Genomic DNA, 16,979 nt, shown 5'->3' on the forward strand with positions numbered 1-16,979 from the left:
ACAAATATATATACATGTGTATAATAATTAAAAACCCAAGGTGATGTCACAAACGATGCATGTACTGCAAAAACTTAAAATGCCATTGAATGCACTGTCTGATAGTGTAGTTGATCAGCATGCAATTAATTTCTGGATTCAGAAACTCAATCCTGTATGGTCGTTGAATCAGCCATTAGGCAAGATCGTGCATATAGAAAATGCAGCACAGGATATGCTGAGTCTGAAAATTCAAGTGAATCGCTTATTTAAGTTTGGTGAAGCAGGGCAGCATCATCCGGTCTATGTGGTGGTAAACGGCATCCGTTATGAACGTAGCTATAGTTTGACCCGTGTAGATGCGCAACATGTTTTATTGACCGTGAAAAAAGTCAATGCCGGTAAAGTCAGTACCTGGTTGGCAGAACAGGCACAAGTAGGTGATGTGATCGAATTTGGTCAGCCTTATGGTGATATGACCTTGCCTGTGCAGATGAGTCTATTGATCTTGCTTGCAGCAGGGAGTGGTATTACCCCAATGCTCAGTATGCTGGAAAGCTTGAGCAAAAAAGGTGAACTATCTGCACCGGTTACTCTCTGGTACTGGGTTAAAAAAGATCAGGATGCCGCATTTAAAGCACGGTTTGAAGAACTTGCTCAGAAACATGCAAATTTCTCATTTCATGTGTATGCCACTCAAGAACAGCCAGCTGCTGCGCGTCTGGATGAAACCTATCTGACCGATCTGCAAAATCTGGAAAATAGCATCGTATATTGCTGTGGTCCTTCAGGTTTTGTATCCAAAGCAGAACAGCTTTTTGCTCAGGCAAAACAGTTTAAAGGTGAAGCCTTCAGCATGAGCTTGGCGGATCAATCGGATACCGGCTTTATTAATGTCACCCTGACCCAGTCGAAAAAAATTGTCAGCATTCCAAAAGGCCAGTCCATTTTGGTGAGCCTGGAACAGCAAAATATTAAACCGACACATGGTTGCCGTATGGGCATTTGTAATAAATGTGCCTGCAATAAAGTAGAAGGTTCGACCAAGAATTTGGTCAATGGTGCGCAAAATACCGAACCCGGCAACCTGTTCAAAATTTGTATTAACTCAGCGCAGACTGACCTTGTCATCGACTTATAAGCGAGTTTTATCCTATGAATATGCCAGTAAAATTACAGTATTTTAAAAATCCTAAAAACCGTGAATTAACCCAGTTTGAACTTGATGAACTTGCACGTGAACTTGATGCGATTAAGCAAGAAGTGTTAGATGATCTAGGTGAGAAAGACGCCAAATATATCCGCCGTGTCTATTCAACTATTCGTTATTCGTCGATTGCCGGTCGCGCCTTATTGTTTGCAGGCTGGTTCCCGCCAGCATGGTTATTGGGTACAGGCTTATTAGGCTTTGCCAAAATCATGGAAAACATGGAGTTGGGTCATAACGTCATGCATGGTCAATATGACTGGATGAATGATCCTAAACTCAATGGTCAGACTTATGAATGGGATATTGTAGGGACTTCAGACAACTGGCGTCAAACCCATAACTTTAAGCATCATACTTATACCAATATTAAAGGTATGGATGATGATATCGGTTATGGCCTATTACGCCTGTTCCCGGAACAGCGCTGGAAACCGGGATATTTATTGCAACCGATTTATGCAGTGCCATTCTGTTTATTGTTCCAGTGGGGGGTTGCAATTCAGAATCTTGAATTGGGTAAATACTTCAAAGGTCGCAAAAGCAAAGAGCAGACCAAAGAAGAATGGCGTCCAATGCAGAATAAAATCGGTAAGCAGCTGTTTAAAGATTATGTATTCTTTCCACTCATCGCAGGTCCTGCGGCTTTACCGGTTTTGACCGGCAATATGGTGGCCAATGGTCTGCGTAATATCTGGACATTCAGTATCATTTTCTGTGGTCACTTTACCAAAGATGTGGAAGTATTCCCGAAATCGGTACTGCAAAATGAAAGTCGTGGTCACTGGTATATGCGCCAGATTCGTGGTTCATCCAATCTGACTGGTTCTGAGGCTTTCCATATTTTAACCGGCCATTTAAGTCATCAGATTGAACATCATCTGTATCCTGATGTGCCTGCACGTCGCTATCGTCAAATGGCACCAAAAGTCCAAGCTGTTTGTGAAAAATATGGTTTGAACTATAACAATGCCAGCTTGGTAAAACAGTACGGCAGTGTGATCAAACGTATTGTGAAATATGCATTTCCGTTTAAGAAATAATTTTTCTTAAAGCTAAAAAACCACTTCATTTGAAGTGGTTTTTTTTATTTAGGAGGCTAATACTTACAGGAAGTAAAAGCCCTGATTGCGAAGCTATTTAAGATAATTTCAAGGCATAAAGTAAAAAGTTAATCTGCCATTTATAGCATTGTCTAAAGGTGTTTAGTAGGGTCAGCCAGATAAAATAGAAAGGACTAATATGGCATCGAATGAGCTGAAATATTAATTTTTGGAAGCTGTTGATCTTGACCCTCAAAATAGCGTTGCTGCGCCAGACTGAGCATTTCTATATCTTCCTTGCTATTCCCATAAGCATAAATTTCAGCATAATTATCCAGATTATATTTTTCTAGAATTCTAATTTTCTTTTGTGTGTTACTACAGTCAGGAGTTTGATAAAACCCTGTCAATTTCCCAGCTTTGATTTCAACTTCGCTACAGATTAAATCGATATTTAAATAGCTGCAGACCGGTTTTAAATATAAATCCAGAGATGCGGAAACTAGCACCACTTCATGGCCTAATTCTTGATGTTGCCTAAGCTGTTCTAATAATTTCGGATTTAACTTAAGCATCAATTGTTGTGCATAGTCTTGAGCCAAATGCAGAATTTCCTCTGCATCACTGTCTTTAAACATGCTGACATACAACTTGGGACGCATGCGGTGTGCTGGATACAGTTTTAAATAATAAGCCTGGATCCACGGCAGAATTTGCAGGCCGCGTTTCACAATATGCCGTTTTCTCAAGGCGTAGAAAATGAACCCGGTAAAACTGTCATGCAGATATAGGGTTCCATCAAAATCAAATAAGGCTAGAGTTTTAGGTTTTTGATTTTGCGCATGCATGTTTGATATCGTCCATCGACGCGGGTAGCAAACCAGTTGGTATTATAATCACGACTTAATTTTGGTCCGGAAATAACCACTTCAGGCATGATCGCATAAATAGGGTCTTTACCGGTTTTTTCCTGATAGAGCTTGCTGACACCACGATAAGTCATCGTATCTTCAAAGTCTTTGTCTTTTTCTTTCTTTAAATCAGCTCGGATTTGACGTTCAGTAATAATAAAATTATTTTTGGCAAAAACACTGATTAACTCACGCTCAGATTGACTCTTCTGCGAACGGATCGCGCCATCTTTGGTGTAGAGTAATAAATCGCCATCCAGATCGAGTTCGGCCTCAGTTAAATCATTCAACATGCTCTGGAAAGCAGCATTTCGACTGGAATACATACCGGAATTATAGTCCGCAAAACGGTAAATCGGCTTGTCATAATCTGCCGGATACATCATCAGGCGATGAATCCCATAATACAGACCGCCATATTGACTGTAGAGATCAGTACGTAACTCCGCGATATTGCCGCCTTGGCGTTTATGTTCTTTCGCATAGCTGATATGTACCTGCATTGAACCCAAGGTGGTAATCGGATTCATTTTCTCGCCAATATTCTGGCCGACCAGTTTGGCAGCACCAGTCAGAGCGCTAACATGATAGTGCTTCGCCATATAATCGAATATTTCACGATATAATTCGTCGAGTTCACGTTCCGTTTTGACCCGGCGCATCTGGCTCAAGTAGTTGTCTTCAGGACTCGGATGGTTCTTGAGAACTTCCTGGAAATATCCTGCAACTGTGCCACCAATTGCTTGACCAAGTTTATCTTTGAATTTTTCATCAAGACGGCCTTGGACTTCCTTAACTGCCTTTTCACCCAAACCCGGAACAGTAGGATCTGCAACAAAGTTAGATTCCTGATCAACCACTGCCACAATCGTACAAACATTTTCCTTGGTTTGAGGAATGCCAAGCTGCTCTGTGATGTCATAAATATCTTGTGCCCAAGACTCACGTTGGTTGACACGGCTTGGAATAGCTTTACGAATATGTTCAACTTCAAGTGTCGGTTCATCCTCTTTTGACCACCATGAACCATTGCCACAGCCGGCAAGACTCAGAGAAAGTGCAAGTACAGACAATGACTTAAAAGAAAAACAAGAAGCGAAAGTTTTATTCATGGTGTCGTAAATTAATTGAAAAGATGAGCGAATAAGGCAGATGCAGTATACTATGCCCATCAAAAAAGTGATGAATTTATATGTATATTGGTCCATATCAACTGTCAAACAATTTGATTGTCGCTCCCATGGCAGGTGTGACCGATCGTCCGTTTAGAACCTTGTGCAAATACTTTGGTGCAGGCCATGCGGTCAGTGAAATGATGACATCTGACAAAACTTTGCGCATGAGTAAAAAGAGCTTATATCGTGCCAATTTTGATGGAGAGCTGGCACCGATTTCAGCGCAGATTGCTGGTTCAGATCCCCATGATCTGGCTGAAGCGGCACGTTATCAGGTGGCCAATGGTGCGCAAATTGTTGATATTAATATGGGCTGCCCAGCCAAAAAGGTCTGTAACCGACTCGCCGGTTCTGCTTTATTGCAGGATGAAGATCTAGTTGCGCGTATTCTGGATGCAGTTGTGGCTGCAGTTGATGTGCCAGTGACCTTAAAAACCCGTCTTGGTTATTTGAACGGCCAGGAAAATATTATACGGGTCGCCAAACGTGCTGAACAAGCCGGAATTGCGGCACTGGCTTTACATGGCCGTACCCGTGAAGATATGTACCTGAATACCGCGCGTTATTCTTTAATCAAAGACGTAAAGGAAATGTTGAAGATTCCCGTGATTGCTAACGGTGATATCGACAGTCCGGAAAAAGCCAAATATGTGCTGGATTATACTGGTGCAGACGCAATTATGATTGGTCGTGCAGCACAAGGTCGGCCCTGGATTTTTCGTGAAATTGCCCATTATTTGAAAACCGGTCAACATCTTGATGCACCGAGTATTACAGAAGTTAAAGATGTACTGCTGGGACATTTGACAGAATTATACGAATTTTACGGCGAGTATTCCGGCTGCCGGATTTCCCGTAAACATATTGCTTGGTACACCAAAGGTTTGCGTTCCAGCAACGAGTTTCGCCAGAACATGTATCAGGTGGAAAATACGGCTGACCAGTATCGTGTGGTAGAAGATTATTTTAATGCATTGCTAGAACATGGTTTAACCATGAATGATGTACAAGTCGAGCAGGTGAATTTACTGGAAACCAAGTAATGACGGGCAAAATTCAGCGAATCATTTAATATTTTTTGCATGAAATCCCTACCTTTTTTATCTTGAGCGGGCTGATTTTTGCATTCTGTTTACACTTCAGCCTGTCTAATACATAGCAGCACAGTTTGTTCACTTAAACTGGACAGGACTTGGACATTGCTTACTCAAGCTTCCTCTATGATGAACCTATCCAGATATAAACCAGATGTGATCCATCTTGTTTATCGTCATCATTGAGGGAGATCTGTAATGACAAATACCAATCGTCCAGTCACAGAGTTTAGCCATAAAACGTCAACGGAATTGCCACAAGAACGCAGTGAAGGCCTAAATATCAATCCGACTGATACTAACGCTCGTCCAGATTTGAATACACCCGTGAAAGATAATCCTCGTGTTCCAGACATGAATGAAGGTGAGGATAATCTGGCTGCGACCAGTGCCGGTACTTTGGGTGGAGCTGCGGTAGGCGCAGTTGCAGGTCTAGTAGGTGGTCCTCCAGGTGCAGTGGTGGGTGGTATTATCGGTGGAGTAGTTGGCGGTATTGCAGGTAATGACATTGCAACGCCTGATCATGGGAAGCAGACAGATAATTACCAGCATCCAGAGAACTTGCCTGAGGCAGATAATTATCGACATCCAGATCATTTGAGTGCAGAAGATAATTACTGGAGAGATGAGTATCATAATCGCCCGTATTTCAATGAAACGCGGAGCACATATGGCGATCTAGATTATGATCGTGATTATCGCGGTGCTTACCGGGTCGGTTATGAAAATCGTCCGATGTATGAGCATGATACGGATTTTGACCGTGCCGAACCTGAACTACGTACCAAGTGGGAACAGTTAAAAGGTGAGTCTCGCCTCAACTGGGAAGAAGCGAAATTTGCAGTTAAAGATGCCTGGCATCGTGTCACACGCTAATTCTAGATAAATTAAAAACCTCTCCATGTGGAGAGGTTTTTTTATGATTCAAGTATTAAAGATGCTTCATTTCCAGTATGAGCTGGTTAATCAGATCGGAAGCTTCCATTTCACGAATTTGTGCCACGTTCGAACCTGCCCAGAATGCACCATAACCTTGATCCCCATGTTTGGCAGCAGCAGCATGTAATTGCTTGGCCAGATCATAAGTATATGGATAAGCGGGAACATCCAGCCGATCGGGTGTATCCACCTCAATATGCCAGTGGTTAATAATGCCACGTGCAGGACGACCGGAAATACTGGCACTCACCTGAGTGAGTGGCTTGGAAAATAAGGCTTTACGATAGGCATCATTGGCATTAGAAGATTTACACTGCACAAATGCAGTCCCAAGTTGCACGGCATCTGCACCGAAATCCATCATTTGACGCGCTTGCTCACCCGTCATAATCCCGCCTGCCGCTACAATCGGCAAGGAAGAATGCTGTTTGATCAGTTTCACCAGATTGGAGGTTTTGACTGAAGCATCAAACTTGGTCGAGAAAATCCCGCGATGGCCACCAGCCTCAATACCCTGCGCAATAATGATATCAATTCCGGCTGCATCAATGGCTTTAGCTTCGGCATAATTGGTGGCAGATACCATGGTCAGAATCCCTGCTTGTTTTAGGGCTTGAATCTGATGCGGATGTGGAATCCCAAAATGAAAGCTGACTGCTCGCGGTTTGATTTCTAATACCAGATTCAGAAAGTCATCATTGTCTTTAAAACTCGGATAAATACACTCCAAATGATCTGGTGCCTGAGCGCCATATTCGGCAAATTTATCTTTAAACTGTGCAATCCATGCCTGCGCTACAGCCTCATCTACAGGAACAGTGTCATGACAGAAAAAATTAACCTGAAAAGGGCAATCTGTCAGTTCTTGAGTCTTTAAAATCTGTTGCCGAGCTGCATCAATACTGCTGGCCCCCAGACCTAGTGAACCCAAGCCGCCCTGATTGGACACTTCGGCAGCAAGCTCGGGCGTAGAGACACCTGCCATCGGTGCCAAGAAAATAGGATGTTTAATTCCGAGATTTTCTAATAAAGACATAGATTTGCTCCTTGTTATGCTTTTACTTTGCCTTTGAGCACAAAATTAAGCAAATCATATTGGTTATTTTATTTTGAAATACTGCAGCATGGGTTACGTGTTATTTACATTTCTTGCGACACGCTACGTCGCCAAAAAGATAGAACTTTTATTAGCCTAGAATTGAACACCTTATAATAGCCTTTTGGTCAAATATTTTTTGAGCTCATGTCTGATCGTATCCGTGAAAAACTGCAAATTTTAGCCGATGCTGCCAAGTATGATGTGTCGTGCTCATCCAGCGGTAGCAACCGTAAAAATAAAGACAAGGGCGTGGGCAATACCGGGAATGGCATCTGTCATAGTTATACCGAAGATGGCCGCTGTGTGTCCTTATTGAAAATTCTGTTCTCTAATGTCTGTATTTTTGACTGTTCCTATTGTGTTTCGCGCCGTTCCAATGACGTCCAGCGTGCTGCATTTACCGTGCAGGAAGTCGTGGATCTGACCATGAATTTTTATCGGCGTAATTATATTGAGGGTCTGTTTCTCAGTTCGGGGATTTTTAAATCGGCCGATCACACCATGGAACGGATGCTGCAGGTGGTCAAAAAACTTAGACTCGAAGAAAACTTTAATGGCTATATCCATCTGAAAACTATTCCGGGTGCATCACAGGAGATCATTACCGAAGCTGGACTGTATGTCGATCGTATGAGTATTAATCTGGAAATACCGACGGAAGCGGGACTGCAAAAATTTGCGCCTGAGAAAACCCATGCCGAAGTACAAAAAGACTTGGGCATTGTACGCGACCGGTTGATCCAGCTCAAAGATGAACGCAAGCTGATCAAGTCAGTCCCCAAGTTTGTACCTGCCGGACAAACCACACAGATGGTGGTGGGCGCGCATAGTGAAACCGATCAGGATATTATTTTGATGGCTGATCGGCATTACAAGGAATTCAAGCTGAAACGGGTGTATTTCTCTGGTTATATTCCGATTAACCCTGAAGAGAAAGCCTTACCCGCCATCGGCTCAGCACCACCATTATTAAGAGAAAATCGTCTGTATCAATCCGACTGGCTAATGCGTATTTATGGCTTTGCTGCTGATGAAATTGTCGATGAGCAGCATCCGAATCTGGAGCTGGAGATTGATCCCAAACTCAGTTGGGCCTTGCGTCATCCTGAAGCCTTTCCAGTCGATATTAACCGTGCCGACTATAAAATGATTCTACGGGTACCCGGCATAGGCGTGCGTTCCGCTCAGAAAATTGTACAGGCCCGCCGTTTTGGACAGATTCATATTGACCAGCTAAAACGCATGGGCGTGGCTTATAACCGGGCGCAGCATTTTATCCGCTGTGCAGATACACCGAAATTTAAGAAAGATCAGCAATCCCATCAGATTCGCCAGCAAATTTTGATGTCAGGACAATCCAAATATCAGCAGCAACTTTCACCTCAATTAGGATTGGGTTTCTAGTGGCAAGTTACTGTTTTGATGGCAGCATGACTGGTCTGCTCAGTTGTGTATTTCGTGCTTTCGAGTTTAAAGAATTTAACGTGATAGTGACGGCCAATCCTCAAGCACAAACAGGTTTATTTGATGAATTTATCCATGTGGCCTCTAATGATCAGCATGGGCAGCGGGTGTGGCAGGGATTAAAGCAGAAAGTATCTTCCAGCAGTTTGCGTGCTTTTTACTATACGTTTTTGTCAGAGCAGGAAGCAGCGTTCCAGACTCTTTTTGATTTTGCAGTCTATGTCTTTCAAAACCAGCGTCCAGTCGATAAAGATTATGGTCATACTGCGGTGATCGGCATGTCGCAATGGGCCAAGCAAGTGGGGCGGGAAAAGCATCGTATGGAGGCTTTTGTACGCTTTAAAAAAGCCAAAGATGGTTTGTTTCTGAGTCTGGTCAGACCGGATTTTAATGTCTTGCCGATTATTTCCCGACATTTTCAGGAGCGTTATCAGGATCAAAGCTGGCTGATTTATGACGAGCAGCGTAATTACGGTATTTATTATGATTTAAGGCAGATGCATCAGGTCGAGATGAACGCTGAAATAATCGATCCACAAATCCGGATTGGTCATAGTCAATCATTCAGTATTGAACTGGATGATCAAGAGCTGCTATATGATCAGCTCTGGAAAGACTATTTTAACAGTGTGAATATTCAGGCGCGCAAGAACATGAAATTGCATATTCAATATGTGCCAAAGCGCTACTGGCGTTATATGAATGAGAAATTACTTTAAACAGTACATCAAGCTGCTTTCAGGCATAATAAGCATTGGTATATTTAAATTGAGTGTATAAACATGAAGGTATGGCTAACGTCATTAGCGCTGCTCACTGGATTAACTGCATGTTCGGAACAACCACAAAAACCGGTCGTAGATCCAGCCAAATATCAGGTTCAGACCGCACAGGAACTGCAGCAACGTTTTGATGCACTCAATGTCCAGTTAGCCCAAGACTTTCAGAAATTTAAGAAAGTCGAAAGCATTGCTTTCGCACACCAGTTTCCTTTAGATGTCAATAATCTGCAAAGCTTGAACCAGCATCTCGTTAGCAGTACGGCATTAAAACCCAGTAAAATTGCCTATTGCGATATGATGAATAGTTATTTTGCCGATATGTACCGCTTGGGACATTACAATCTGGAACTGGTCGATGACATTAAATTGCCTAATGCCAAGAATGAAAATTTAAAAGCAAATTTCTCCGACGCTGATCATTTTTATACTTTTATTCTGGATCGTTATACGACTTATCGTCAGGTCCAGCAGACCATGGGTTATGGCTGTAATTTAAAAGCTGTGCTGTAAATCTCAAAGATAGAAAAAAGCCCATCATCAAGATGGGCTTTTGATTTTAAAAATTAACAACCGCTCAGTTTTTCAGGCTGCGGTTTCTCATCCGGGAAGAAGATTGGACGAAGTTTTACCCCAATGCCATTGCCGATAAAGGCAAACACCAGCCATAACCAGCCATGCAGACTACCAGATGCAATCCCACTGAAATATGCGCCGATATTACAACCATAAGCTAAGCGTGCGCCGTAGCCCAGCATTATGCCACCTACAACAGCAGCAATCAGTGAACGTTTTGGAATATTGAAATTCGGCGCAAATTTACCTGCCAAACTTGCTGCCAACAAAGCACCCAGCATAATACCGAAGTTCATCATTGATGTAATATCAAACCATAATGATTCTGCCAGTGCTTTGGCATTGCCTGCTTTTTGCCAATAATCCCAAGAAGCTACATCAACACCTACGAGCGTAGCACCTTTGGCACCCCAAACTGCCAGCGCAGAGGTCACGCCCCAAGGACGACCTGCCAGTGCCAAAGTGGCAAAGTTGAGCAAGGTCAGAATAATACCGCCCCAAATCAGAGGCCATGGACCACGAACAAAGCGCTTCCAGCCCTGATATTCACTGCGTGGCTCAATTTCTAGGCTACCATGACGTTTCTTTTCAAAATAAACAGTCGCCGCAGCAATGATGGCAAAAACGATAAAGCTCAACAGCAATCCAGGGAGGACGCCTAAACTTTCTACCAGTGAAATAGGCTCAAGATGTGGCAGGGCAAACCACCAGTCAAGGTGGGAGGTCGCAATCACAGACCCGATACAGAAGAACAAGAGCGTCACCAGCATACGTGCACTACCGCCACCTACGGTATACAGGGTACCTGATGCACAACCGCCACCGAGCTGCATACCGATACCGAAAATAAAGGCACCAATCATGACTGACATGGAAACAGGGTTAACATTGCCTTTGACTGGGTTGCCGAACAATTCACCTGCACCTAAAGCGGGGAAGAACAGTAAAACTGCCAGCGCCAGCATAATCATCTGCGCACGTAAACCACGGCCGCGACGTTCCTTGATAAAGACACGCCAGCTCGAAGTAAAACCAAATGAAGCATGGTACAGGGTCATGCCCAGTGCACCACCAACCAAAAATAATAGGGCCTGATTTAAGCCTACGATTTGATAGGCACCGATTGTACCTATGATAAGCAAAATAAAAGCTGCCCAGACCGAAATATTCGACCGTTGGGAAGCAGCAACAATGACTGACATGGGAGATTAAATTTTAAAAATAAAGGCTGGTATTCTACTGAATTTCAGTTTAAATGCAGCCCGTTTTGCCGATTCAATCACAATTAAGTCATTCTAATACTTGATAAGTTTTATCAATTTATTTGATTTTATCGAATCATTTAGATAAAAAATTGATCCCATCAAGAAATAATGCAATTTCAATTTAGATAATTCGATATTTAAAATCATCTCTGATAAAAAAGCCTGCAATCGCAGGCTTTTAAACATCAAGCTGAATCCTAAAATCAGTTTTCAGCTTTTTCCCGAACTTCTCCGGCACCTTCCTCAACTGCCGCAGCTGTTGCTGCAGTTGCTTTACGTGCTGCTTCCGCAGTGGCATCTGCTGCTCTAGACGTTGCAGCAGCTGCTTCGTCCGCTGCCTGAGCAGTATTTTCCGCGGCATTATCCATTGCTCGTTCGGTTTCTACCGCAGCCTCACGGCTGGCATCTTCCATATCATGACCGGCTTGATTGGCTGCATTTTCTAAATGCTCACCTGTGGTTGCGCCGGTTTCAGGCGCTTCTTCTTTACTACAGCCGACTAAGGCAACAGTGGTCGCCAAACCTAAAGCAATCAGTAATTTATTCATCGAGTAATATCCTTTTGTTGTTGTAGAGCTGCAATCTAATTTAGCAGCCATTTGTTTAGATTTATGCTAGCAAATAGATCAACATTTGTTGATTAACTGTAACTTTTTTCGATACTTATACTGTAATGGCACAGTCGGAAGTTGTTTTAAGTTTCATGGAATAGTGATATTCACAGAGAGGGGAGCTTCAAAACTATCATTCGACATGCAGATTATAGTATGAAGTTTGGTATTTAGATATTTGGCATCATGAGCCAGAGATAATTCTAAAAATGAAGAAATGAAAGACAGAAAAAAGCCCGCATGATGCAGGCTTTTTTTAAGAAAAACTTATAGACCAGCAGAGGCTTTAAGCGCTTCCACTTTGTCAGTTTTTTCCCAAGTAAATGCAGTATCTGAACCTTCACGACCGAAGTGACCATAAGCAGCAGTTTGCTTATACATTGGCTGGATCAGGTCAAGCATACGGGTAATGCCATATGGACGTAAGTCGAAATGTTCACGAACCAGTGCAATAATCAATTCTTCAGAGACTTTTGCAGTATTGAATGTATTGATTGAAATTGAAGTTGGCTCAGCAACACCAATCGCATAAGACACCTGAATCTCACACTTGTCAGCCAAGCCAGCAGCAACGATGTTTTTCGCCACATAACGACCTGCATACGCAGCAGAGCGGTCAACTTTAGATGGATCTTTACCAGAGAAAGCACCACCGCCGTGACGTGCCATACCGCCGTAGGTATCTACGATAATTTTACGGCCAGTCAAACCACAGTCACCCACAGGACCACCGATCACAAACATACCCGTTGGGTTGATGTGGAATTTGGTGTCCGCATGGAACATGTCAGCAGGAATGATTTTCTTCACAATCTCTTCAATCACAGCTTCTTTCAGGTTCGCTTGAGTGATTTCAGAATCATGTTGAGTCGAAAGAACGACTGCATCTAAACGAACTGGTACGCCATTTTCATAAGCAAACGTTACCTGGCTTTTTGCATCTGGGCGTAACCATGGCAAGGTGCCATTACGGCGTAATTCAGCCTGCTTTTCCATCAAGCGATGCGCATATGAAATCGGCGCAGGCATTAATACATCAGTCTCGCGGCTGGCGTAACCGAACATTAAACCTTGGTCGCCGGCACCCTGATCTTCAGGTTTCTGGCGGTCGACACCTTGAGCAATTTCAGGTGACTGTTTACCAATCATGTTGATCACGGCACAGGTTGAACCATCAAAACCAAGATCAGAATGGTGATAACCAATTCCGTTTACGGTATGACGTACAATTGCCTCAAAATCAACATTTGCTGTCGTTGTGATTTCACCGGCAAGTACAACCGCACCTGTTTTTACAAGCGTTTCACAAGCAACCCGTGCATATGGGTCTTCTTTTAAGATTGCATCCAAAATAGCGTCACTGATTTGGTCAGCCATTTTATCTGGATGGCCTTCGCTTACAGATTCCGAAGTAAATACAGCGTACTCGCGCATAGTCCTATCACAGTTAATTTTAAAGACCCGATATGTTACATCGAGTTGCGCTCTAGGACTAGCTTAACACGACAAAATTGGTCGAAATTGTTTCAAATTATTGTGTTTTTAATTGATTAATAGAATTAAAAAAATTGATATGTCTATTTAGACAGCATTATTGATTGGGGAATATGAAGCAACAATATTTTAATCCGTCAGACTGTCAGAAAATTAAATGCTTAGATTTCCGATTAAATCTTAAAAAAATAGACGATAGAAAAAATACAAAGCTCAAAATTCAAAATTTACTTAAGCAAGTGATCATTACATCAATAAAGCAGATTCAGGCTGTGCGCCTTGCGACCAAATGTCTTGTTGATGTTCGGGTATATCTTCATATTAGCGCTAAGTCTTCCACATTAGCTGGTTAGGAATGGCGACATCTTTTGCTATGGACTTCTTGGAGCAAGACTGTAAGGAGATCAGAAATCATGTATCAAAAGGCATTTACCCTGATTGAAGTGCTGATCGTGCTCATCATTATCGCGATTTTAGTGACGATGGCTTTTATGAGTTATCAAGCTTATGTCGTGCGTAATCAATTGGCCGAAGTGTTTGAACAGGCTGGAGCATATCGAACCCAGTTTATTGCTTCGGATCAGCACTGTGATGCCGGACGCCAGATTGGTGGGCATGGTCAATATATCGAAAAAGTCATTATTAATGCCGCTTGCCGGATAGAGTTCAAGATACGAGAGCAGGGTGTAGATACTGCGATTCGCGGGAAATCAGTCGCTTTTGATGTTCATAGTGGCAAATGTTATTCCACTGATATTCAGCAGCGCTATTTGCCTAAAGATTGTCAAGGACAATAAGTCTGCCGAGGTTGGAAATTAGCCTAAGCAAATTAGATTTCACCTGTATATCAAACAATCCTGCCAATATTTTATAAAATTTAATACAAATTACATTATGAATACATCAGAGAATTGTATGAATTTTCTTCAAAAATAATGGTGTGAGACATATGAAATAGAAACAAAATCAGCATAAATTCAATCCTGTTTATCAGCTTGAAATCCAGATACAGAAATTAAAGTCGCTTTTGAAATGCAGGATAATTCAATCTGTAAACCAGTAGAGCGAATCAAAGCCGAAGAAGAAATGTGGAATAATTGTACGATAAGGCAAGAGACACTCAATAAACTGATAAATATTGTTGGTTAGTCTTTACCCCTCGCTGTTTTTTTAAGACAATAGACAGCAGTTTTGAAAGTCTTTTCATCATTTCCTATTTCTGAATATTTTGGACTCTGATTTATGACAACCCCGCTTAATGAACGTCGTATTGCAAACGCAATTCGTGTATTGGCAATGGATGCTGTGCAAAAAGCAAACTCAGGACATCCAGGTGCTCCAATGGGGATGGCAGATATCGCTGATGTGGTTTGGCGTGAATTCATGAACCACAACCCGACCAACCCGAATTGGGCAAACCGTGACCGTTTTGTATTATCAAATGGCCATGGCTCTATGCTTCAATATGCGCTTCTTCATTTAACGGGCTACGATCTTTCGATTGAAGATCTTAAAGCATTCCGTCAACTTCATTCTAAAACACCTGGTCACCCGGAGTTGGGCTATGCACCAGGGATTGAAACGACGACTGGTCCTTTAGGTCAAGGCATCGCGAATGCTGTCGGTTTTGCACTGGCTGAAAAAACTCTAGCTGCGCAATTCAACAAAGACGACATCCAAGTTGTAGATCACTTCACTTATTGCTTCCTCGGCGATGGCTGTTTGATGGAAGGTGTTTCTCACGAAGCATGTTCTTTGGCGGGTACATTGGGTCTAGGCAAATTGATTGCTTACTATGACGACAATGGCATCTCGATTGACGGCGAAGTGGAAGGCTGGTTCTCTGACGATACAGAACAACGCTTTCTGGCATACGGCTGGCAAGTGATTAAAGTTGATGGCCACGATGCAGATGCAATCCGTCAGGCAACGATTGAGGCGAAAGCTGAAACTGCTAAACCAACCATCATTATCTGTAAAACCGTGATTGGTTTGGGTTCACCAAACAAGCAAGGTAAAGAAGACAGTCATGGTGCACCACTCGGTCATGACGAAATCGTGTTGACTCGTGAAGCGCTAGGTTGGACTGACGAAGCATTTGTGATTCCTGAAGATGTTTATGCAGCTTGGGATGCGAAAGCCAAAGGTGCTGAATCAGAAGCAGCTTGGAACGAAACATTTGCTGCTTATGCTGCAAAATATCCAACTGAAGCCGCTGAATTTAAACGTCGTTTATCTGGTGAATTACCGGCTGACTTCGTTGCAAAAGCGGATGCCTATATTGCAGAAGTGAATGCCAAAGCTGAAACAATTGCAACGCGTAAAGCCAGCCAAAATGTATTGCAAGCACTTGTTCCATTATTGCCAGAAGTTCTAGGTGGTTCTGCGGATCTTGCAGGTTCTAACCTGACCCTTTGGAAAGGCGCGCAAGGCGTACAAGACAATCCGGCAGGTAACTACGTACACTATGGCGTACGTGAATTCGGTATGACTGCAATCGCGAATGGTGTTGCACTGCATGGCGGGTTCATCCCTTATGTAGCAACATTCCTGATGTTTATGGAATATGCACGTAATGCGGTACGTATGTCTGCATTAATGAAACAGCGCGTGATCCATGTGTATACGCATGACTCAATTGGTCTGGGTGAAGATGGCCCAACGCATCAACCTGTTGAGCAGATCGCATCCCTTCGTGGTACACCAAACCTAAATACATGGCGCCCATGTGACACCGTTGAAGCAGCAATTTCTTGGAAATCTGCATTAACGCGTGCTGAAGGTCCAACCGCATTGATCTTCTCTCGTCAGAACTTGCCATTCCAAACCCGTACTCAAGCTCAAATTGAGAACGCTGCGAAAGGTGGCTATGTATTGGCTGAAGAAAAAGGCGAATTGAAAGCCATCATCATTGCAACTGGTTCTGAAGTATCTCTGGCAATGGAAGCTTATGCACAGCTTGAAGGCGTGCGTGTCGTGTCTATGCCATGTGCTGAAGAATTCATGAAGCAAGATGCAGCTTATCGTGAAGCGGTTCTTCCATCAAATATTCGTGCACGTGTTGCTGTTGAGGCTGCACATGTTGATTACTGGTGGAAATTTGTGGGTCTTGATGGTCGCGTAATCGGTATGACAACGTATGGCGAATCTGCACCTGCAAAAGATCTGTTCCAGTTCTTCGGTATTACTACTGAAGCAGTTGTAGCAGCTATAAAAGAGATTACTGCATAATCAACTGATTAAGCAGTTTTTTAAAAGACGCTCCATTTTTGGGGCGTCTTTTATTTTTTCGCTTTTTAGCGTTGTTTTGATGTGGCAATCGTTAGAAAGTTCTCCCATAGTC

At 42.8% G+C, this 16,979-nt stretch carries 15 protein-coding genes; 9 read left to right on the plus strand and 6 right to left on the minus strand.

All coding sequences use genetic code 11. The annotated features are described in order from the left end of the window. Positions 1–55 precede the first annotated feature (55 nt). Both F893_RS08510 and F893_RS08515 read left to right on the plus strand, forming a co-directional pair. Positions 56–1,120 (plus strand): flavin reductase family protein, encoded by a 1,065-nt coding sequence (locus tag F893_RS08510; RefSeq protein ID WP_004279991.1) that lies wholly within the window; start codon positions 56–58, stop codon positions 1,118–1,120. Positions 1,121–1,134: 14 nt separating this feature from the next. Then, the gene (locus F893_RS08515; RefSeq protein ID WP_004279989.1) at positions 1,135–2,229 is read left to right on the plus strand and encodes a fatty acid desaturase family protein; all 1,095 of its coding nucleotides are present in this window, start codon (positions 1,135–1,137) and stop codon (positions 2,227–2,229) included. Between the two features lie 194 nt (positions 2,230–2,423). On the opposite strand, the gene F893_RS08520 is transcribed toward F893_RS08515, so the two are convergent. Both F893_RS08520 and F893_RS08525 read right to left on the minus strand, forming a co-directional pair. Continuing rightward, positions 2,424–3,077 (minus strand): HAD-IB family phosphatase, encoded by a 654-nt coding sequence (locus tag F893_RS08520; protein WP_004279988.1) that lies wholly within the window; start codon positions 3,075–3,077, stop codon positions 2,424–2,426. Beyond that, the gene (locus F893_RS08525) at positions 3,044–4,252 is read right to left on the minus strand and encodes a DUF1615 family protein (RefSeq protein ID WP_005251469.1); all 1,209 of its coding nucleotides are present in this window, start codon (positions 4,250–4,252) and stop codon (positions 3,044–3,046) included. The genes F893_RS08520 and F893_RS08525 overlap by 34 nt, the downstream gene beginning before the upstream one ends. A gap of 80 nt (positions 4,253–4,332) precedes the next feature. Here F893_RS08525 and dusB point away from each other — a divergent pair, with 80 nt between their 5' ends. Together dusB and F893_RS08535 are read left to right on the plus strand one after the other, a co-directional pair. Beyond that, positions 4,333–5,358 (plus strand): tRNA dihydrouridine synthase DusB, encoded by a 1,026-nt coding sequence (gene dusB / locus F893_RS08530; RefSeq protein ID WP_004279984.1) that lies wholly within the window; start codon positions 4,333–4,335, stop codon positions 5,356–5,358. Between the two features lie 249 nt (positions 5,359–5,607). Beyond that, positions 5,608–6,285, plus strand: a complete 678-nt coding sequence (locus F893_RS08535) for a hypothetical protein (protein ID WP_004279982.1) — start codon at positions 5,608–5,610, stop codon at positions 6,283–6,285. Positions 6,286–6,340: 55 nt separating this feature from the next. On the opposite strand, the gene F893_RS08540 is transcribed toward F893_RS08535, so the two are convergent. Next, positions 6,341–7,384 (minus strand): NAD(P)H-dependent flavin oxidoreductase, encoded by a 1,044-nt coding sequence (locus F893_RS08540; protein WP_004279979.1) that lies wholly within the window; start codon positions 7,382–7,384, stop codon positions 6,341–6,343. Between the two features lie 207 nt (positions 7,385–7,591). Here F893_RS08540 and F893_RS08545 point away from each other — a divergent pair, with 207 nt between their 5' ends. The 3 genes from F893_RS08545 (at position 7,592) to F893_RS08555 (ending at position 10,203) form a co-directional block, all read left to right on the plus strand. Further along, complete coding sequence (locus tag F893_RS08545; protein ID WP_005251474.1) at positions 7,592–8,851, plus strand: putative DNA modification/repair radical SAM protein; 1,260 nt, start codon at positions 7,592–7,594, stop codon at positions 8,849–8,851. Next, positions 8,851–9,630: a TIGR03915 family putative DNA repair protein gene (locus tag F893_RS08550; RefSeq protein WP_004279976.1), complete on the plus strand. Its 780-nt coding sequence runs from the start codon at positions 8,851–8,853 to the stop codon at positions 9,628–9,630. Before F893_RS08545 ends, F893_RS08550 begins: the two co-directional genes overlap by 1 nt. Before the next feature lie 63 nt (positions 9,631–9,693). Next, entirely contained in the window at positions 9,694–10,203 is a 510-nt protein-coding gene (locus F893_RS08555) for a hypothetical protein (protein ID WP_004279975.1), read from the plus strand. A gap of 53 nt (positions 10,204–10,256) precedes the next feature. On the opposite strand, the gene F893_RS08560 is transcribed toward F893_RS08555, so the two are convergent. The 3 genes from F893_RS08560 to metK all read right to left on the minus strand — a co-directional run bounded on the left by F893_RS08560 (position 10,257) and on the right by metK (position 13,576). Then, complete coding sequence (locus tag F893_RS08560; protein ID WP_004279974.1) at positions 10,257–11,468, minus strand: YeeE/YedE family protein; 1,212 nt, start codon at positions 11,466–11,468, stop codon at positions 10,257–10,259. 266 nt (positions 11,469–11,734) lie between these two features. Continuing rightward, positions 11,735–12,079, minus strand: a complete 345-nt coding sequence (locus F893_RS08565) for a hypothetical protein (RefSeq protein WP_005104359.1) — start codon at positions 12,077–12,079, stop codon at positions 11,735–11,737. Between the two features lie 330 nt (positions 12,080–12,409). Beyond that, positions 12,410–13,576 carry a methionine adenosyltransferase gene (gene metK, locus F893_RS08570; RefSeq protein ID WP_004279972.1) on the minus strand — a complete coding sequence of 389 codons (1,167 nt, stop codon included), beginning with the start codon at positions 13,574–13,576 and terminating at the stop codon, positions 12,410–12,412. Positions 13,577–14,049: 473 nt separating this feature from the next. Here metK and F893_RS08580 point away from each other — a divergent pair, with 473 nt between their 5' ends. Then, complete coding sequence (locus F893_RS08580) at positions 14,050–14,433, plus strand: prepilin-type N-terminal cleavage/methylation domain-containing protein (protein ID WP_004279971.1); 384 nt, start codon at positions 14,050–14,052, stop codon at positions 14,431–14,433. Between the two features lie 445 nt (positions 14,434–14,878). Then, positions 14,879–16,867, plus strand: a complete 1,989-nt coding sequence (tkt, locus tag F893_RS08585) for a transketolase (RefSeq protein WP_004279970.1) — start codon at positions 14,879–14,881, stop codon at positions 16,865–16,867. Positions 16,868–16,979 lie beyond the last annotated feature (112 nt).

This window comes from Acinetobacter sp. CIP 102136 (genome assembly GCF_000369685.1).
Lineage (GTDB): Bacteria > Pseudomonadota > Gammaproteobacteria > Pseudomonadales > Moraxellaceae > Acinetobacter > Acinetobacter fasciculus.